The organism is Streptomyces composti (genome assembly GCF_012034205.1).
Taxonomy (GTDB): domain Bacteria; phylum Actinomycetota; class Actinomycetes; order Streptomycetales; family Streptomycetaceae; genus Streptomyces; species Streptomyces composti.
Window position 1 is genome coordinate 56,538 of the sequence record NZ_JAATEM010000013.1, and the last position, 18,196, is coordinate 74,733.

Genomic DNA, 18,196 nt, shown 5'->3' on the forward strand with positions numbered 1-18,196 from the left:
GAACCGCCAAGCAGCCGTCATGTTCCGTCATGTACGAACCATCGGACGTATCGTCAGTTTCTCGCGTCCTGCGCGGTGTTGTCCGTATCGCCTGGGTCGCCCGGGTCGCCGGTACCGCCCGCCAGCCGCAACTGCTCCTCCTCGACGATCCGGCGGGCGATCGCGGCGTCGGAGATGTCCACGGCGTCCGGGCTGGCCTCGGCGGTGTCACTGCGCCGGGCGTAGGCGTCGAACAGGCGGCTCTTGTTCTCCAGGATCTGCAGCAGCCGTTCGTCCACGCTGTCCGTCGCCAGCAGCCGGTGCACCTGCACCGGACGGGTCTGCCCCATGCGGTGCGCGCGGGCCACGGCCTGATGCTCCAGCGTGGGCTTGACCTGCGGCTCGCACAGCACGACCACGGAGGCCGCCTGGAGGTTGAGCCCGACACCGCCGGCCTCGATCTGCGAGAGCAGCACCGCGGGCCCGTCGGTGCCGGTGAAATCGTCGACGATCTGCTGGCGCCCGGCGGCGGAGACCGAGCCGGAGATCGGGCCCAGGACGACGGGCCGCCGCACCCCGCCGCCGGCACCGTCCGCGGCGTTGTCCGCGCGGTTCGCGCCGTCGGCGCCGGATGCGCCGCCGTCCTCCTCCGCCAACGCCCGCCGGACGACGGCGAGTACGTCCCGGAAGTACGAGAACACCACCACCTTGAGCCCGTTCTCGGCGGCCTCGTCCACGAGCTCCCGAAGCCGCTGCAGCTTCGCCGACTTCTCCGGATCCGCGTAGGCGGCCCGGCGCATCGCCATGAAGTTCCCCTCGGCGACCGCCGCGCGGTAGGCCTCCTCGTCGGCCGCGCTGAACTCCTCCCACTCGTCGACCTGGAGCAGCGCGGGCAGCTCGGTGAGCACGTCCTGCTGGTTGCGGCGCAGATAGGCGGGCGCCACCGAGGCCCGGAAGGCCTGCGGCCCGGCGACCGCGTCGCTGCGCCGCACCGAGGGGACCAGATCGGGCCGCACATGCCGCAGCAGCGCCCGGAACTCCTCGACGTGGTTCTCCATCGGCGTGCCGGTCAGGAACAGCACCCGCTCGCAGTGACCGGACCACACCGCCACCGAGCGGGACCGGCGGGTCTCCGGGTTCTTGACGTAGTGCGCCTCGTCGACGACCAGCAGGGCCGGGCGGGTGCCGCCGCCGTCCTCGGGGGCGGGCAGAGTGCGCAGCATGTCGAAGGTGGTGACGGCGACACCGCCGCGCTCGCACCACTCGGCGTACGCGTCCTGCCGCTGCGGGCCGTGCAGGGCGAGCGCGCGCAGGGTGCTGCGGGAGCGGATCTCGCGGGTCCAGTTGATCAGCACGCCGGCCGGGCACACCACCAGGAAATGGCTGTACCCCTCGGCCGCCAGATGGGCCAGGACCGCGATGGCCTGCACGGTCTTGCCGAGCCCCATCTCGTCGCCGAGGATCACCCGGCGCTGGGCCAGCGCGAAACGGGCGCCGAAGGACTGGTAGCCGCGCAGCGAGACCCGGCGGTGGGTGTCGTCGAGCGGCTGGGCGTGCACCCGCTCGACCACCTCCGAAGGCAGGAAGCCCTCGCTCGCCGCCACGTCGGTGCGGTGCTCGGAGACCTCGGCTAGCTGGCTGTAGTACTCGGCGGAGCGCAGCTCGAAGCCGACCCAGGCCTCGATCTCGTCGGCGGGCGGGCGCAGCAGGTCGGTGGTCGCCTGGGCGAGCAGCAGCGGCAGGTCGCGGCGGCGGGCGTCGGCCACCGTCTCCTGCAGTTCGGCGACCGCGGCCAGCGCGCGCTCGCGCCGCTTGCGCCCCGCGAAGAGCATGCGCAACCGCCCGGAGGCGGGCCTGGCGGCGGGCAGCAGTTCGCCCAGCCGCTTCTCGAGCCGCTCGGCGGCGTCCAGGGCGCGGCGCAGCTCGGGCCCCGCCTCGACCAGGCGGTGCAGGGCGGCGACCAGGGCGGTGGTGCGCGGCTCGGGGTGGTCCACGTCGATGCGGACGGAGACGGTCTCGCCGACCGCGCGGGCGATCTGCCGGGCGGCGGCCAGCGCACGGTCGGCGGTCTGCTCCCCCACCCCGGGCAGCTGCCGCAGCTCGTACCGGCCGGCCTCGTACACGGCACGCACGGTCGTCAGCCCGGCCGCCTCGAGCGCGCCCAGCATCAGCCGGCCCTCGGTGGCGTCCCTGAGCCGGGCGACGGGGATGAGCTCCAGCTCCTCGGCGACCAGCTCCTCCTTGAGCGGGGCCAGCGCGGAACGCACGGCGTCCAGGGCGCGCTCGTGCTCCTCCCGCAGCGCGCGGGCCGCCTGGTGCAGCGGCCCGGCCTGCGCACACACCTCCCGCGCCACCCGCCCGGCCTGCACCGCCTCGCTCGCCATCACACCCCCGTCCCGCCGGGCCCGTGCTCGACCGACTCGACTCACCAGAACTCCTCGGCGTGCTCGCCGGGGGGCCATCCTGGCACGCCCCACCAGCACCGCGGACGCGTACGGCCGCTCCCCCCTTCCACAGGATCCGGCCGCACAGGACCCGCCCGGCCGCCCCGTAGCATGTTCGAACCCACGGCCATCGGCGGATCACTTGTTCTTCACGGGGGCGTAATAATTGAAAACGACACGAACCCGGATATGCACGCCGCGTGTGCTGCTGTGGACCACGGCAGGCGCGGCGGCCCTCGCGTTCCTCGTCGCGCTCGAATTCGCCGCCCGCCGGTACGGCCAGGCCGGCCCGCTCACCCATCAGGTGCGCGAACTGATCCTCCCGCCCAAGTCCGGCCCCCGCCTCTACGCCGGGCTGGCCCTGACCATGGTGGTGCTCACCTGGCGGCAGCGGCTGATCGCGGCCGGCGCCGCGGTCGCCATCGACCTCGCCTTCTTCCTGGTGCGCTGGGCGATCGGCGCCGACATGAACTTCGGCAACGGCGCGCTGTGGGTGATCGTGGGCTGCGCGGTCCTCGCCCTCACCCGCAGGACCGGCGCCGAACGCGTACTCCTGCTCAAGGGTGTGGGGCTGGGCCTGCTGCTGATGGCCGGGCAGAAGGCCGGGGACGCCTGGCTGCTCATCACCTCCAAGACCCGGCCCACCGTGCTCGACGAGTACGTCCTCGTCGCCGACCACGCCCTGGGCGACCCGTCCTGGCTGGCCGGCCGGCTGGTCGAGCTCACCGACCCGGTGAGCACCCACCTTCTCCATCTCATCTACGGCCAGCTCCCGCTGGCCGGTGCCCTCGTGGCGCTCTACCAGCTCCGCAACGTGGCCGTGGAACGCCGCTTCCCCCGCCACCACCTGATCCGCACATTCCTGGTCATAGGCCTCATCGGCCCGGCCGTCTACATGATGTTCCCGGTCGTCGGCCCCGTGTACGCCTTCGGCGCCGACGGCGGCACCTGGGCCGCGGCTCACCTGTGGCCGGACACGCTCCCGTCGGTTGAGCTCCCCCGGCCGATGCCGTTCGACGAGATCACCCCGCGCAACTGCATGCCCAGCCTGCACACGGCCTGGGCCGTCGCCCTGTTCATCCACACCCGCGACGGCTCCCGCTGGATGCGCTTCGCCGGCACCTTCTGGCTGATCGGCACCCTGAGCGCGACGCTCGGCTTCGGCTACCACTACGGCGCCGACCTCGTCGCCGGAGTCGTCTTCGTCCTCACCATCGACGCCGGGATGCGCGCGAGCGCCCGCGGCTGGACCCGATCCGACACCCTCCTGGTCGCCCACGGCACGGCCGTCTTCACCGCGCTCGTGCTCTCCTACCGCTGGCTGCCGGTCCCCATGTCCGAGCACCCGTGGATCTCCGGCCCCCTGATGATCCTGGCGATGCTCTCCGTGATCTACGGCTACCTGCGGCTCACGGCGTCCGAGAAGCCGGAGGCCACCCCGCCCGTGCCACCCGGCCCGCACCCGAACGAGGCGCGACCCGAACTCGTATGAGGGCGAGAGAAGGGGGGCGCATGCCGTAGATCCTCAGACGTGGAAGCGGAATGTGCACCACAACGCTGTGACCTGCGAAGACACGTTTCCCGGGGGTCCCAGTCAGCACAGAACCAGCACGGGAAGCACAAGGTCAGCACTACGCCACCTCCTCGTACTCTTCGGGCGCCTGCGGCGCATCGCTCGCCACGGGCACGGGCCGCATGGCGTCCTGCATGACCTCGCGGCAACGATGCCAGGCCCCGGGGACGAGATGCCCGTAGATGTCGACCGTGGTCTTGATCGACTTGTGGCCGAGCCAGCGCGAGACCTCGTGGATCGGGATGCCGTTCGCCAGGGCCGTCGAGGCGAAGAAGTGCCTCAGCGCGTGCGGGGTGTACTTGGGCTTGCCGTTCGCGCCCACCAGTCCGGCGCCCTTGCACGCCTTCTTGAAGTGGTAGCCGTATGTTGTGGCCGTGGGCATGATGCCCTTCCCACGCTCGCGGGGCGCGAAGAAGACGTCGAGCTGCCGGTCCCTGCCGGCCTTGTCCTTGAAGATCACCGGGATCGGCTCCCACCGCTCCAGGTGGGCCTTCTCTCCGAGGGGAGCGCCGGCCTCCTGCACCGCTGGTTGGCACAGCGGCTCCGCGACCGCTGGCTGACCGAGGCCAAGCACCGCGCCGCGCATGTCTCGTACGAGGCCGCACGGCACCGCGCGGAGAGGAGCGGCCTGTGACGGCGTACGACCGGCGCCTCGTCGAGCTCCTCCTGCCAGCGGTGTGGGACGCCGACGCGGCGTACGGCATCCGCAGCCCCACGGCCCCGGACGCGGACATGCCGAAGGGGACCGTCGATCCGAGGGCCGCGAGCACCCTGTTCGCCCACCTCGCCGACATACGGCAAGGGTGGGCGGCGGCTCCTCTCACTCTCGGCGAACGCCAGGCCCTAATCCTTCGGTACGGCGTGGATCTGCCGGACAACGAAGCCGGGGCCCTTCAGGGCATCACGGGACGAGCTGTCCGCTACCGATGCGAGCGCGGGGTCGGAAAGATCGCGGCTCACCTGAACGGACATGAATAGGTTGATGGTTACGACGGAGACAACTCGCCCAGCAACTGACGCAAGTCCTCCGCGAGGACGGCACACCGAAAGCCGGTGTCATCGTCAAGCATCTCCGTAGAGGCGTCGTTGAAGGCAGCGGGAGTCACCCGGGAGAACGGGCTCGTCCAAGCGCCGGCCTTGAGTTCGTACCGGCCCGGCTCGGAGTGCGTCGAAGTCCACTCCCACGCGTTACCGCACATGTCATACACCCCGTAGGGACTGACTCCGCTGTGGTATCGCGTCACCGGGGTAGTCGAGCCGATACCGCTTTCACGGGTGTTGCATTTGGCCGGAGTCTGCTGGCTGCCCCAGGGGTAGATGTCGCCTCTGGGGCCCCGGGCTGCCTTCTCCCACTGCTGCGAGCTCGGCAGTTCCTTGCCCGCCCAGACTGCGTACGCTGCGGCGTCATGCCACGTGACGAAAACCACGGGGTGATCGCGAATGCTTTCCGGGCACCGTCCCTTGGGCCAGTGCTGCGGAGGCGCGTGTCCTGTCGCCGCCACGAACCGCTCGTAGTCCGAGTTCGTCACGGGATAGACGTCGATGTAGAAGGCGGGGAGCCAGACAGGGTTGTTTCCGGCCCCCGACAAGTACACGCCCGCGTCGACGAGAGCCATCTTCTTGCCGTCATGTGGGTGTCGGACCTGATGTTGCCTGGGGAGGGCCGAGCCTTCCTCTGCCCTCTGACCGGGTAACACCGAGCCCAACGAGCTCGTGAGTTTCACGAACCTTGCGTGGACCTCCGGCGAGGATGATGCCAGAGCTGTGTCCAGGGCCGCTTGATTCACAGGGCGGATCTTGATCGTCTCGCCGCGGGCCTCCCACTTGGAGACCATGCGATCACTCACTCCGAGCTTCGCGGCGAACGCCTCGATGCTCATCCGCTGTGCCTCACGCAGCGCCCGGACCTCCAGTCCGGTCCACCTCTCAACTGTGGCCACCCGAGACTCCTTTGAGCGAATCAACGGGAGTCCAGCGTAGTCAGGTGATCGTTACGGCGCGTCGTTACAGCGGATCTGCCGGCACCTCCATGTACGCCTTGCGAAGAGTGTCAATGATTGGGTGGTCGTCGGTCAGGGCGATGTCGTCGACTCCGCTGACGGCACGGACTCCGATCGCCGCGTTGGTCGCGAAGACAGCCTGCATGCCCGCGACATCCGCGAGCCGGACCGGCATCTCCTCGTGGGCATGAGCGTCCTTGAGGAGCTGCATCGTCACGCCTCCGAGGATGCCCGCCTCCGGCCAGATCACGCGCTCCCCGTCGAAGAAGCCGATGTTCCAGGTACCGCCCTCCGAGACGAGCGATCGCTCGTCGACGAACAACGCGTCGTCGAACCCGTTGAGCTGGGCGGCCCGTCGGTGCAGGAGCTGCCCGAAGAGGCCGACACTCTTCACACTCGGCAGGTCGCGGACGTACTTCCTGCTCTGCACCCGCATCGGCGCCAACGGGAGGTTGGCCGCCGGCCTCGTCGTGACAAATACCTGCGGGTCCGCCTTGGCGGCAGGGTGGCCCATGTCGAAATTCGGGTCGAAGACCGTCACCCGCACGACGCACGCGCCTTCAGTCGGGGCTACGCGCCGCGCCAGGTCGCGCACGCGCTCAGGGTCCAGTTCGGCGCCGAAGAGAGCCTGGCAGTCCCTTACAAGCCGGTCCAGGTGGAGCGACAGCCCACGGACACGGCCGTCCTCAACGCGCATGGACGTGAAGTGTCCGTACCCGGTGAGGGCCAGGGTCTTGAGCTGGTCCACGCTGACTGGTTCGCCATTCAATTCAGCCATGCCGACAGCATGGCACCGCCGTAGCGGGAGCCGACGGAAAAGGTCCTGGTAAGCGACCTAAGTTCAGGGAAAGTTCGGTGCCAGGGCAGTGGGAAGACGTTCCGATCCCCTCGCTCGCCGGGCGAATCTTGTTCTGCCGCCGCGGACCGCTGGTACCGCGCCGAGCAGCAACTTTCTCCCCGCCTGGCTCACCGAAGCCTGTGCTGGGCCACCCTGCCGACCCTGAGACGGGAGTTCGCCATGCCCCGAACGAGCATGACCTTCGGCAAGAGCCTCTTGGTGATCGACACCGGCACCCCGGAGCACGACGGGACGACCATCGTCGAGCGCAAGGGGCTCGGGCATCCCGACACCCTTGCCGATCACCTGGCCGAGCGGCTGTCCCGGGCGTACAGCCGCTACACCGTGCAGCACTTCGGTGCCGTACTGCACCACAACTTCGACAAGCTCGCTCTCCTGGGCGGGGCGAGCGAGGTGCGCTACGGCGGCGGCAAGATGACAGCGCCGGTCCGGGTTCTGGTCAACGGGCGGGCCGCCCCCGCCTGCGGCGGCGAGCGCATCCCCGTCCTGGAGATCGTCGAGGCGGAGGTACGGGAGTTCTTCGCCGAGCGCCTTCCGGAGGTCTGCGATCACCTGGACATCTCGTTCAACATCACGAGCAATTCGAGCCCCGGCGCCGTGCTGACCGGCGACGCGGTCCCGGACCGGACTCGCTGGTTCAACCCGAGGTCCATCGACGACCTCCGGGAGCGCCGGGTGCGGTTCTCGAACGACACCTCGCTCGGTACGGGCTGGGCGCCGGAGAACCCCTTCGAGTCGTTCGTGCGCGAGCTGGTGGACCACCTCTCCGGGCCGAGCGACTTCAGGCGAGCACACGTGTGGTGCGGCTCGGACGTGAAGCTCATGGGCTACTGGGACGGCGAGAGCGCGGACATCGTGTTGTGCGTACCGCAGAAGTCGCGGCACGTCGGCAGCCGGGCGGAGTACATCCGCAATACCGAGAGCATCCTCGCCGAGTGCCACCGGCTCGTCGGCATCCGCCTTCCCGGTGCCGAGGCCCGCTTCCGGCTCAACGCGCGCGACATCCCGGAGAAGGATGAGCTGTACCTGACGTACACCGGCAGCTCGATCGAGTCGGGTGACGAAGGGGTCGTGGGCCGCGGCAACCGCGTCAATGGGCTGATCACCCCTCTGCGCCCGATGAACCTGGAGGGCGCCAACGGCAAGAACCCCGTCTACCACGTCGGCAAGCTCTACAACATCGCCGCGCAGCGTCTCGCGCACCGCCTGCACGAGGCGACCGGCGGGCACGCCGAGGTCCACCTCGTCAGCACCACGGGACAGCGGCTCGACCAGCCGTGGCGCATTCTTGTCCGCCTGTCCTCGCGGGACGTGGAGATCGACAAGGTGCAAGCCCTCGTCGTCGAGGCCCTCGACGGGTTCCCGGCCCTGACGGACGAGCTTGTCTCGGACGGGATTGTGCTCAGCTGATGACCACGCAGACGCTCGGAGATGTGCCGCCTGGTTGTCGGCGGCGCCTTCTCGACCACTACGGCTCAACGGCGGCGGCGTGGCTGCGGGCCGCGCCGCACCTTCTGGCCGAGGCGGCGGAGCGCTGGAAGCTCACGCTGCGGAGCTACCACGACGCGGGGCACGCCTCCGTCGTAGCCCTGGCAACCGCCCTCGACGGGACTCCGCTGATCCTCAAGGCGTGGTACGAGCCGCTCCGCTACCGCCAGGAGATCACCGCTCTTCAGACGTGGGCCGGCGGTCCGATCGCTGATGCCATCGAGGCCGCCGACGACCTGTCGGTGGCGGCACTGGAACTGATCGGCGGCCGTCCCGGCGGCGGCGCCCCTCTCTCGCGAGAGACGCAGATGGTGGCCGCCGCCATCCAAGGGCTTCACGGTCTCGGCCAGCGGGGGACGCTGCCGGATCTCCCGAGCCTGGCGCACTTCCGTCGGGAGGTGGTCGTGCCCCGTATCCGCCAACGAGTACGGCGGCTCAACCTGGGCTCCTTGGAGCCGCTCGTGGAGGAGGCGTGCGAGGAACTCCCCGGCCTGCGGGAAGACCCGGCCCGTACGACGGTGCTCCACGCCGACCTGTACCGGGAGAACGTCCTGTTCGACGGAGGAGGGCACCCGCGCCTGATCGACCCGCACCCCTTGGTGGGAGACGCGGTGTTCGACTGGGCCTTCTGGACGGTCTACTACGACCTTGAACGAGAAGTGGCCGACCGGCTGACCGCCGCCTCTCGGATCTCCCGTATCCCCGTTCCGGAGATCACGCCGTGGTGCAGGGCCCTCGCGGTCGACGGCCTCCTCTACTACACAGAGATCAACGACCCCGCGAAGCCGAAGATCGCGAGGGTGCTCTCCACGCTGCTGGCCTCCAGCCCGGGGAGCGATCGGTGACGACGTACATCCTCCGGCACGGGCAAACGGACTACAGCAAGCGGTACCTCGTCAACGGAGACCCCACTCGCCCCATCCGACTCAGTGAAGAGGGCGTGCGCTCGTGCGGACGAGCGTGGGCTGTGCTTCCCCTTCACAGCGTGCGCACGTGGCTGGCGAGCGAGTTCCCGCGAGCGCGGCAGACGGCTGCCCTGCTGATGGGGGTGCCGAAGGCGGAGCTCGTGGTGATCGGTCAGCTCAACGAGCTGGACTACGGGGAGTTCGAAGGCCGCCCGTTCCTGGAGTACGCCGCCTGGCTCGATCACCACGGCGGGGCGCGGCGCCCGCCGGGCGCCCGGGAGTCCCAGCGGGAAGGCATCCGGCGGATGCTCGCCGGAGTACGCGCGGCCCTGGAGCATCCGGGGCCACGCGTACTCGTCTGCCACGGCTTGCTGGTGTCGGTTCTGCTCTGGCACCGGGATCGTTCCCCGGGCGACGCCATGCCGCTGTTCTTCCCAGAGGCCCCGTGCGCCGAGCCGCTTGCCGTCACCGATGAGGCACTGCATGGATGGCTCAAGGCCCTGCTGACTGATCTTGACGGGGAGGGAGCCAGCGATGGAGATGGGCGCGGTGGCGCCGCGATATTGCGGGCCGAAGGGGGGTTCGGCAGTTGCTACCGTCGACCGTGTAGACCACTCGCCGGAGGAGGACTCCCCTCATGCATGATGCCCGCGCCCTGATCGACATGGGTGCCGAAGCGGTACGTCGCCTCGCTCGCCGCGGATACTCGCTGGACCTGTCCGTGCTGGAGAGTCTCCAGTCCCGGCGCAACCAGAACATCCGCTCGGCAGACGAGCTGCGGGCAGAGTCCAAGCGAGTGGCCAGTGAGGTCCAGCAGACGGCGAAGCAGGAGGGGGACATCGCCAAGCTGAAGGAGCGCGCCCGGGAGATCAAGGACCAGATCCGCGAGATCGAGGCCGACCAGGAGAGGGTGCAGGAGGAGCTCCGCAGCCTCCTGCTCAGCATCCCGAACATCCCCGACGACAGGGCTCCCGACGGCGACTCCGAGGAGTTCGCGGTCGAGGTCCGCCGTGTGGGCACCCCGCCAGCCTTCTCCTTCGAGCCGAAAGACCACGTCGATCTTGGCGAGGCCACTGGCATCTTCGACTTCGCCCGAGCGACGAAGCTGTCGGGCCCCCGCTTCGCGGTATCGCGAGGGGCGGGTGCGGCCCTTGAGCGTGCCCTCGCGGCGCTCTTCCTCGACCTGCACACCCGCCGTCACGGCTACGTCGAACACGCGGTGCCGTTCCTCGTCACCCGGAAGACCATGACCGGCACGGGCCAGCTCCCGAAGTTCGAGGAAGACCTGTTCAAGACCGGCACCGCGGATCGAGAGTTGTTCCTGATCCCGACGGCTGAGGTCCCCCTCACCAACCTCTACGCCGACGAGATCATCCCGCCCTCGGAACTTCCGGTCGCCCTCACGGCCCACACGCCGTGCTTCCGCTCGGAGGCCGGCTCGTACGGCCGCGACACCCGGGGGCTCATCCGCCAGCACCAGTTCGGCAAGGTGGAGATGGTCCGGATCTGCGCCCCGGAGGACGCCGACGCCGAGCTGGAGAAGATGATCGGCCACGCCGAGGCGTGCCTGAAGGAGCTGGGGCTCGCATACCGCGTGGTCACCCTCGCAGCAGGTGACACGGGTTTCGCCGCCCAGCTCACCTACGACCTGGAGGTCTGGTTCCCGAGCCAGAACACCTACCGCGAGATCTCCTCGGTCTCCAACTTCGGCACCTTCCAGGCCCGCCGCGCGAACATCCGCACCCGCGGCACGGACGGAAAGCCCAAGCTGGTCGCCACGCTCAACGGCTCGGGCCTTCCGATCGGCCGCACCCTCGCCGCTCTGCTCGAACAGTGCCAGCAACAGGACGGCTCGATCGTCCTGCCCGAATCACTCGTCCCGTACCTCGGCTTCCGCCGGATCCCGGCGGACGGAACACCGGAGGCATAGTGCTTGTCGGCGTCTGCGACTTTCCTGGCAGCTACGCATTCCCCCCTGCCGGATACGGCGGGATCGAACGATGGCTCTGGGCGGTCGCAGTAGGCGCCCGAGCCGCAGGCGCCGACGTACGCCTCCTGGGCCCGGGATGGCTCCCGGAACTGGAAGCCGAATGGGTCCGCAAGCCGGTCCGCCTCGAAGACATCACGCCCGGCTCGCTGGCCGAGCGTGAGCTCAAAGCCGCCGGCTACGACCTCCTGATCGTCGGCCACGAGTACCCGTCATTGCCCGCCTGGGTCCGCACCTGGACCCAACTCGACTGCGACGTAGCCACGTTCCAGCATTCCCCGGTCTTCCAACACGCCGAATCCGCGTTCGACGGCAAGCGATCCCGCCTGTACTGCTACTCGCCCGAGATGATCGAGCGCTACGCCGCCCACCAGCCCGTTCAGGAACTTGCTGTCCACCTCGGCCTCCACGAGGAGGAACCGCCGGCCACCAAGGGACGAGACCTCGTGTGGCTCGGCCGTATCGACGAGGAGAAGGCTCCCCACCTCGCGGTGCGAGCCGCTCAGATACTCGGCCATCGCATCCGCGTCGTCGGCCCCGTCTTCAGCGAGGACTACGTACGGAGCCACGAAAAGCTCTTCTCCGCAGACCACGTGGAGTGGGTCGGGGAACTCGGCGGCCCGGCGAAGACAGCCGCCATCCGCGAGGCATCCCTGTTCGTCTACACCTACGACCGCACCTACGTGGAAGCGGGCGCCGCCGTCTTCGGCGAATCGCTCCGAGCGGGAACGCCCATGGCCGCACTGACCTGGCGGGACGGAACCTGCGCCCAAGCCGCGCTCTGTGACCGCACGGGCGCCACGACGGTCGTCCCGCCCGACGCTGACGACGAGACGGCATCGCAGGCCCTCGCCGAGGCGATCGAGCGCGCCTCCGCACTGGATCACGCTCAGGTCCAAGCCATAGGCCAGCATCGCTTCGACCCGACGCGGCACTTCGAGGCGATGGCGGCACGCTGATGCTGACCGGGGGGCCCACGCATCAGGTATCAACCGCCCTTCGCCAAGTCCTCGGATCAGCCTGGGAGTTCACGTTCGAGGGCACGGATCTTGAGATCCGCCACCGTCGCCGAGGGTCACCGTACGCGCCGCCTCGCCGGCCGCCTTCGTGGGCCGAGCTCCTGGCCACCTTGGAAGACGCCTTCGCGGCCCGCGGCGTTCCTCGCGACGCGTGCATCCCGCTTCGCTGGGGAAGGGAAACCGAGCTGGCCATCTCGGCGGTCCAAGCCCTCGACCCCCTCCTCAAAGACGGCCGTCCCGTGACCTACCGCAGTGGATTCATTCCGCAACCGGTGGTCCGCTTCACCGGGGAGCGAGACGCCACGGGAGAGCTCCTCGACGGCTACCTGACCTCCTTCGTCAACGTCTCGCGCGTCCAGCCGATACAGAGCATCGACGAGTACGCCGCCGTCCTCGACGACTGGCTCTACGTCCTCTCACGACTCGGCTTCCATGCCCGGCATCTCAGCCTCTACGGTCAGCTGAAGGTCTGGCACCGCCGCCAGGTGGCCGGCGTGACCCTCATGTTCCGCCACCTGGACCTCACGCTCGGCGACATCGTGCTCCTCTGGAACAGAGAGAACCCTCAACGCATGGCCGTCGACCTGGGCACGGGCCTTGAACGCTTAGCTTGGGCCCGGACGCTGCGGAGCTGGAAGGAACTGATCTTCGGCTCTCTTGCCGGAGCCGCCCCCGCTCCCACCTTAGACGCGCTTCGCACGGCGACGCTCCTCCTGGGCAACGGCATCACGCCGGCCGCACGCGGCGCGGGCGGGGTGACCCGTCGGGTCCTGGGCGCGATGACCCCAGGGGCTGTAGGTCTCGGAGCGAGCGCCGTGGTTCGAGCATCGCACCAGTACTGGACGACGATCACTCCGCTTCCCGTCCCGTGGCCCGCCGTAACTACCGCCATCGAGCAGGAAGTTGCCCGTCGGGCCGCCACCTGCGGATGATCTTGGCTGGTGTCAAGACGAACCGCCCACGAATCACCTGCAAAGGACGTCAGAACGAGCGCGCCTCTTCCTCCTCGTCGTCCTCCGGCTCCTCGTCCTTACTGTTGGCGGGTTTGGAAGCTGGCTGGTGCGCCACGACCTCGGAGCCTCGGTAGTAACGCCACGCGCTCGGGTAGTCCACCCGCTTGTCGTCGTACATGATCACGTAGCCCATGAGGGCGCTGATCTGCCAGGTATCCGGCAATTGCGCCGCGACGAGGCGGAAGACCTCGTCCGCCGTCATGTCGACTGACGGCACGAACACGGAGATCTCATCGAACTGAGGACTCTCCTGGAAGCGGAAATTGTAAGGAAGACCATCCTTTATCGACTGAAGCAGGTCTGACAGCCTCTGCTCCCCGCGAGTCAGGTTCTCAGCCCTGCGGTCCAGGTCAATCGGGAATAGCATGTCAAAGTGGTTGGCTTTCAAGACTGTTCGGTCACGATTGCGCCCGGGGTCCTTGTTGCCGAACCCGTTAGCGTTCCAGGGGATATGACCGTCCGCCTTATACTTCTTAATGAGCAGCTTTTCGGGAGCGACCGCAGTGAAATCCTCGGCGACATAGAGGCACTTGAAAGTGATCTCATTGAGGGAGATGTTCCGGCGACCAGAGATCTTCCGAAGATGGTTGCCAAGCCGAGCAGGAAGAGGCTTATCGGCCTTCCCTACATACACGAGCTTGTCGCCGCGATAGAGCTGGTACACGCCGGACTTGCTGGCCAGCCGCTCGGCTTCCGCCTGCTCGTCCAGCAGATCGAGGTTGTGCCGAGTGAGTGGAGCACGTGTCAGCTTTCCAAGCGCTTCCGCCAGTTGATCCCCGAGAGCTTGCGTGATGCTGAGGCGGAACTGACTGCTGAACCGGCTGGCCATGCGAGTGAAACCCTCCCGAACGCGTGATCGCCGTCAGCCTATCCGGTGATCCGGTGGGTCGTGAGAAGAAAGTTACTGAAGTCGACACAATGATCAACAACTCCGCGGTACGCTTCTCCCATGTCTGAGCTGCGAGAAGCCCGCCGAGAGGTGGGGACCTGTGTCGAGTTGTTCGCCGGCGGTGGGGGGCTAGCGATGGCCGTGCACTCGGCGGGCTTCCGTCCACTGCTGGTCAACGAGTTCGCCAAGCGGGCGTGCGAGACCCTACGGAGCAACCCGGCGGAGCCCGCCAACGGCGACAGGCCCGCCCGCCCCTGGCCGCTCATCGAGGGAGACGTCCGGGAGATCGACTTCACCAAAGAGGTGAAGGAGCCCGTCGATGTCATCGCCGGAGGTCCACCGTGCCAGCCGTTCAGCCTGGGCGGCGTACACAGGGGCGACGAGGACGAACGCAACATGTTCCCTCAGATGTTCCGCGCCATCCGTGAACTGAAGCCCAAAGCGGTCATCTGCGAGAACGTCCGCGGCCTTCTACGCCCTTCGTTCGCCCCGTACTTCGAGTACATCAAGCGTGAACTGACACTCCCCTTCCTCACGCGAGACGGGGCGACATGGGAGGAACACGACGAGGCTCTAGCGAAGGCCATCGCCAACGATGACACCGATCCGTCCGAGCGCTATGTGGTGACTCACATGCCCGTCAACGCGGCTGACTACGGTGTCCCACAGATTCGCCATCGGGTGATTATCGTTGCCTTCCGCGCGGACCTCGGAATCGACTGGGAGAAGTATCGCCCCAAGCCGGAGTACTCGGAAGAGGCCCTGATTCATTCAATGCGGGATGGCGGGCCGTACTGGGACAGGCATACGGAGGTAGACGACGACGTGAAGAAGCGCGTCATCGAGAACCTGCCCGATCTCGACCTTGAGAACGAGAAAGTTAAGGAAAAGCTGAAGCTGAAGCCCTGGCGTACACTCAGGGACGCCATCGCGGGGATCGACGAGAACGAGGGTAAGCCACTTCCTCCCATTCCGGTGGAGGCGCTTAAGCCGAAGCGGCAGGTTGGCGAAATTCCGGATCACTTCGGGTGGCCAGGGGCGCGAATGTACCCAGGTCACACTCCTAATCTCCTGGATCGCCCGGCGAAAACTGTGAAGGCTGGTGTTCACGGTGTCCCCGGTGGGGAGTCCGTGATGCGATTGGACGACCCCGAATACGATGGAACCGGCTACCGGTATATGACGGTGCGCGAGACCGCGCGGGTCATGACGTTCCCTGACCGCTGGGTCCTTGAGGGGCCACGCGGCGAGAAGATGCGCCAGCTCGGCAACGCCGTCCCTGTCAAGCTCGGAGCAGCCTTCGCGAGGGCGGTGGCGGCTGCGCTAGCGGACGCGGAGAAGAGGCAGTGACAGAGACCGCGAGTGATCAGCGGCGGCACTGGAAGGAGCGCGTCCCCGCCGATACGGCCTGGAAGCCGAAAGCCGGCATGAGCAAACACGCTCGCGCGGCTGAGCAGGATCGGGCCGCCGGCGGCTCCCATATGCGCGCCGTCAGCTTGGGTGAGGGGCGATACGCGCGCGCCTCCATCGCCCTACGCCTGTACCGCAAGCAACGCCGTATCCGTGCCTACCTGCGGTGGTCACAAGCGGGGGAAACGCGCGAGCGGTACGTAGGCGAGGTGGATGCCTCGACTCGTGCCGCCAACCTTAAAACAGCCTGGGAAATGGCCCGTGCCGCCGGGTACGTCACTACCGAAGAGGTTCCATCCAGTTCCTGGGCGTCGTCTCTCGCGTCCCGGGCGGTGATGCAGGCCAACAAGGGAAGAGACACGAAACCGGAACGCCTTCTTCGGTCAGCACTTCACCGTAAGGGACTTCGCTATCGGGTTTCCACACGGCCGATACCGGAGTTGCGCAGAACGGCCGACATCGTATTCCCGAAAGCCCGCGTAGCTGTGTTTGTCGATGGATGTTTCTGGCATGGCTGTCCGGAGCACTATCGCCCTGCCTCAAAGCGTGCGGAATTCTGGAAAGACAAGATCGCGGGAAACCAAGCCCGAGACGCGGAAACGACAGCCACGCTCGAAGAGCATGGCTGGAAGGTCGTACGTCTCTGGGAACACGAAGACGCGTCGCAGGCTGCAGAGAGAGTAAGTCAGGTCGTGAGGGAACGGCTGGAAGGTATGGGAACAGGTAGCGCGGGCAGCCGACTGAAGGGGTTGCCTGAATGAGGCGTGAGCAAAGCCGCAGTTCCGGACTTTGCCGCCTTTTCCACCCATTTTCCGCCTCGCCGACCAGGGCGAGACGGCGATCCCTTAGTCGAGTCTCCCCTGTTCGATCAGCTCCCGCACCGCATCCTCATGGCGGCGGAGCACGATCCGACCGTCCCCCGTGCTGTACGCGACCACAGGCGTCCCCGGAGAGACGCCCGCTTGCGCGAGGAGCCCCAGCGGAAGGGTTACCTGCCCGGTCTCGCTGATGGTCACTTCTTCTGGCTCACGCAACATGCGTGGAGTCTCCCACGCGGCACCGACAGCGAGGGCGGGGAGTGCGGGCCGCCTGCCTCGGCGCCCGACATAAGGGGCCGGGTCAGCACCAAACCAGCACGGGAGGGATGCAGAGGGGTGATGAGCGGTGCCGACAGGTCAGCACCAAGTCAGCACGGGCACAAGAAGGGGGCCTAACCTCGAAGAGGTAGACCCCCTCTGACCTGCATGTTTGCTAGATCAGCGATGCTGAGCCACGGAACCCGCTACACGTTGAAGCGGAACTCCACCACGTCGCCGTCCTGCATCACGTAGTCCTTGCCCTCCATGCGGGCCTTGCCGCGGGCGCGGGCCTCGGCGACCGAGCCGGCCTCGACGAGGTCGTCGAAGGAGATGACCTCCGCCTTGATGAAGCCCTTCTGGAAGTCGGTGTGGATGACTCCGGCGGCCTCCGGGGCGGTCGCGCCCTTCTTGATGGTCCAGGCGCGGGACTCCTTGGGGCCCGCGGTGAGGTAGGTCTGCAGGCCGAGGGTCTGGAAGCCGACGCGGGCGAGGGTGGCGAGGCCGGGCTCGTCCTGGCCGACGGACTGGAGCAGCTCCAGGGCCTCCTCCTCGTCCAGCTCGGCGAGCTCCGCCTCCAGCTTGGCGTTGAGGAAGATCGCCTCGGCGGGGGCGACCAGCGCGCGCTGCTCGTTCTTGAAGTCCTCGTCGACCAGCTCGTCCTCGTCGACGTTGAAGACGTAGAGGAAGGGCTTGGTGGTGAGCAGGTGCAGGTCGTGCAACAGCTCGGCGCGCTCGCTGCCCTGGACGATGCCCTGCGAGAAGAGGGTGTCGCCCTTCTCCAGGATCTCCTTGGCTTCCTCGACCGCCTTGGCCTTGGGAGCCACGTCCTTCTTGATCCGCGACTCCTTCTGCAGGCGCGGCAGGACCTTCTCGATGGTCTGCAGGTCGGCCAGGATCAGCTCGGTGTTGATCGTCTCGATGTCGTCCTTCGGCGAGACCTTGCCGTCCACGTGCACGACGTTCTCGTCCTTGAAGGCACGGATCACCTGGCAGATCGCGTCGGACTCACGGATGTTCGCCAGGAACTTGTTGCCCAGGCCCTCGCCCTCGGAGGCGCCGCGCACGATGCCCGCGATGTCCACGAAGTCGACCGTCGCCGGGAGGATCCGCTGCGAGCCGAAGATCTCCGCCAGCTTCTGCAGCCGGGGGTCGGGGACGCCGACCACGCCGACGTTCGGCTCGATGGTGGCGAACGGGTAGTTGGCCGCCAGCACGTCGTTCTTGGTCAGGGCGTTGAACAGGGTCGACTTGCCGACATTCGGCAGACCGACGATTCCGATCGTGAGCGACACGTTTGCGACTTCCCGTACGTGAGGATGAGAACTGGATCAGGACTGGCTTCAGGACTGGATTCAGGACTGGATCAGGATGGGGGTGCTCGGCCTGCCGACTGGTCCGCGCGGGCCGATCCACCAGTCTACGGCGTGACCGCGCCCACCCCGGCGGCGTATCGAACGCCTGGTCGTGGCGGTACCCCGGCGTGTCTGTCGGGCTATTCGGCACATAAGCCGACCTAAGTTGGTCCAGTGGAGCAACCTAGGACGCGATCCG

At 67.7% G+C, this 18,196-nt stretch carries 17 protein-coding genes; 10 read left to right on the forward strand and 7 right to left on the reverse strand.

Features of this window, described 5'->3' with window-relative positions; all coding sequences use genetic code 11:
* Positions 1-53: 53 nt before the first annotated feature.
* Positions 54-2,363, reverse strand: coding sequence for a DEAD/DEAH box helicase (locus HCJ93_RS12480; protein ID WP_167994465.1), 2,310 nt, complete (start codon positions 2,361-2,363; stop codon positions 54-56).
* Positions 2,364-2,628: 265 nt separating this feature from the next.
* On the opposite strand from HCJ93_RS12480, the gene HCJ93_RS12485 reads away from it, so the two are divergent.
* Positions 2,629-3,915 (forward strand): phosphatase PAP2 family protein, encoded by a 1,287-nt coding sequence (locus HCJ93_RS12485; RefSeq protein ID WP_167994467.1) that lies wholly within the window; start codon positions 2,629-2,631, stop codon positions 3,913-3,915.
* Positions 3,916-4,054: 139 nt separating this feature from the next.
* Here HCJ93_RS12485 and HCJ93_RS29435 read toward each other — a convergent pair whose 3' ends face one another.
* Positions 4,055-4,519 (reverse strand): tyrosine-type recombinase/integrase, encoded by a 465-nt coding sequence (locus HCJ93_RS29435; protein WP_309141385.1) that lies wholly within the window; start codon positions 4,517-4,519, stop codon positions 4,055-4,057.
* A gap of 107 nt (positions 4,520-4,626) precedes the next feature.
* Here HCJ93_RS29435 and HCJ93_RS12495 point away from each other — a divergent pair, with 107 nt between their 5' ends.
* On the forward strand, positions 4,627-4,974 hold the full coding sequence (locus HCJ93_RS12495) for a hypothetical protein (RefSeq protein WP_167994257.1): 348 nt from the start codon (positions 4,627-4,629) through the stop codon (positions 4,972-4,974).
* 8 nt (positions 4,975-4,982) lie between these two features.
* Here HCJ93_RS12495 and HCJ93_RS12500 read toward each other — a convergent pair whose 3' ends face one another.
* The gene (locus tag HCJ93_RS12500; protein WP_167994269.1) at positions 4,983-5,936 is read right to left on the reverse strand and encodes an SUMF1/EgtB/PvdO family nonheme iron enzyme; all 954 of its coding nucleotides are present in this window, start codon (positions 5,934-5,936) and stop codon (positions 4,983-4,985) included.
* Positions 5,937-6,000: 64 nt separating this feature from the next.
* Positions 6,001-6,774, reverse strand: a complete 774-nt coding sequence (locus HCJ93_RS12505) for an aminotransferase class IV family protein (RefSeq protein WP_167994271.1) — start codon at positions 6,772-6,774, stop codon at positions 6,001-6,003.
* Between the two features lie 240 nt (positions 6,775-7,014).
* Here HCJ93_RS12505 and HCJ93_RS12510 point away from each other — a divergent pair, with 240 nt between their 5' ends.
* From HCJ93_RS12510 to HCJ93_RS12535, 6 genes are all read left to right on the forward strand, one after another.
* Entirely contained in the window at positions 7,015-8,265 is a 1,251-nt protein-coding gene (locus HCJ93_RS12510) for a methionine adenosyltransferase (protein WP_167994273.1), read from the forward strand.
* Complete coding sequence (locus HCJ93_RS12515) at positions 8,265-9,188, forward strand: aminoglycoside phosphotransferase family protein (protein ID WP_167994275.1); 924 nt, start codon at positions 8,265-8,267, stop codon at positions 9,186-9,188. The genes HCJ93_RS12510 and HCJ93_RS12515 overlap by 1 nt, the downstream gene beginning before the upstream one ends.
* The gene (locus tag HCJ93_RS12520; RefSeq protein WP_309141386.1) at positions 9,185-9,907 is read left to right on the forward strand and encodes a histidine phosphatase family protein; all 723 of its coding nucleotides are present in this window, start codon (positions 9,185-9,187) and stop codon (positions 9,905-9,907) included. Before HCJ93_RS12515 ends, HCJ93_RS12520 begins: the two co-directional genes overlap by 4 nt.
* A complete protein-coding gene (gene serS / locus HCJ93_RS12525; RefSeq protein WP_167994277.1) occupies positions 9,886-11,178 on the forward strand; it encodes a serine--tRNA ligase in 1,293 nt (430 codons plus the stop codon). The genes HCJ93_RS12520 and serS overlap by 22 nt, the downstream gene beginning before the upstream one ends.
* Positions 11,178-12,194, forward strand: a complete 1,017-nt coding sequence (locus HCJ93_RS30015) for a glycosyltransferase (protein WP_167994279.1) — start codon at positions 11,178-11,180, stop codon at positions 12,192-12,194. Before serS ends, HCJ93_RS30015 begins: the two co-directional genes overlap by 1 nt.
* A gap of 170 nt (positions 12,195-12,364) precedes the next feature.
* A complete protein-coding gene (locus tag HCJ93_RS12535) occupies positions 12,365-13,186 on the forward strand; it encodes a hypothetical protein (protein ID WP_240967573.1) in 822 nt (273 codons plus the stop codon).
* Between the two features lie 49 nt (positions 13,187-13,235).
* Here the strand turns inward: HCJ93_RS12535 and HCJ93_RS12540 are convergent, their stop codons facing one another.
* Positions 13,236-14,096, reverse strand: coding sequence for a GIY-YIG nuclease family protein (locus HCJ93_RS12540; RefSeq protein WP_167994281.1), 861 nt, complete (start codon positions 14,094-14,096; stop codon positions 13,236-13,238).
* 120 nt (positions 14,097-14,216) lie between these two features.
* Between HCJ93_RS12540 and HCJ93_RS12545 the strand changes: the two genes are divergently transcribed.
* Together HCJ93_RS12545 and HCJ93_RS30020 are read left to right on the forward strand one after the other, a co-directional pair.
* Positions 14,217-15,506: a DNA cytosine methyltransferase gene (locus tag HCJ93_RS12545; RefSeq protein WP_167994283.1), complete on the forward strand. Its 1,290-nt coding sequence runs from the start codon at positions 14,217-14,219 to the stop codon at positions 15,504-15,506.
* Positions 15,503-16,327 (forward strand): very short patch repair endonuclease, encoded by an 825-nt coding sequence (locus HCJ93_RS30020; RefSeq protein ID WP_309141387.1) that lies wholly within the window; start codon positions 15,503-15,505, stop codon positions 16,325-16,327. The genes HCJ93_RS12545 and HCJ93_RS30020 overlap by 4 nt, the downstream gene beginning before the upstream one ends.
* An 84-nt stretch (positions 16,328-16,411) precedes the next feature.
* Here the strand turns inward: HCJ93_RS30020 and HCJ93_RS30145 are convergent, their stop codons facing one another.
* Both HCJ93_RS30145 and ychF read right to left on the reverse strand, forming a co-directional pair.
* Positions 16,412-16,603 (reverse strand): AbrB/MazE/SpoVT family DNA-binding domain-containing protein, encoded by a 192-nt coding sequence (locus tag HCJ93_RS30145; protein ID WP_167994285.1) that lies wholly within the window; start codon positions 16,601-16,603, stop codon positions 16,412-16,414.
* A 245-nt stretch (positions 16,604-16,848) separates the two neighbouring features.
* Positions 16,849-17,937, reverse strand: a complete 1,089-nt coding sequence (gene ychF / locus HCJ93_RS12560) for a redox-regulated ATPase YchF (RefSeq protein WP_167994287.1) — start codon at positions 17,935-17,937, stop codon at positions 16,849-16,851.
* Positions 17,938-18,196 lie beyond the last annotated feature (259 nt).

What these genes read in the sequence shown, in the direction of transcription:
- HCJ93_RS12480 (WP_167994465.1), bottom strand. Translation starts at nt 2,363, where the DNA reads ATGGCGAGCGAGGCGGTGCAGGCCGGGCGGGTGGCGCGGGAGGTGTGT.
- HCJ93_RS12505 (WP_167994271.1), bottom strand. Translation starts at nt 6,774, where the DNA reads ATGGCTGAATTGAATGGCGAACCAGTCAGCGTGGACCAGCTCAAGACC.
- HCJ93_RS12510 (WP_167994273.1), top strand. Translation starts at nt 7,015, where the DNA reads ATGCCCCGAACGAGCATGACCTTCGGCAAGAGCCTCTTGGTGATCGAC.
- HCJ93_RS12515 (WP_167994275.1), top strand. Translation starts at nt 8,265, where the DNA reads ATGACCACGCAGACGCTCGGAGATGTGCCGCCTGGTTGTCGGCGGCGC.
- serS (WP_167994277.1), top strand. Translation starts at nt 9,886, where the DNA reads ATGCATGATGCCCGCGCCCTGATCGACATGGGTGCCGAAGCGGTACGT.
- HCJ93_RS12540 (WP_167994281.1), bottom strand. Translation starts at nt 14,096, where the DNA reads ATGGCCAGCCGGTTCAGCAGTCAGTTCCGCCTCAGCATCACGCAAGCT.
- HCJ93_RS12545 (WP_167994283.1), top strand. Translation starts at nt 14,217, where the DNA reads ATGTCTGAGCTGCGAGAAGCCCGCCGAGAGGTGGGGACCTGTGTCGAG.
- HCJ93_RS30145 (WP_167994285.1), bottom strand. Translation starts at nt 16,603, where the DNA reads ATGTTGCGTGAGCCAGAAGAAGTGACCATCAGCGAGACCGGGCAGGTA.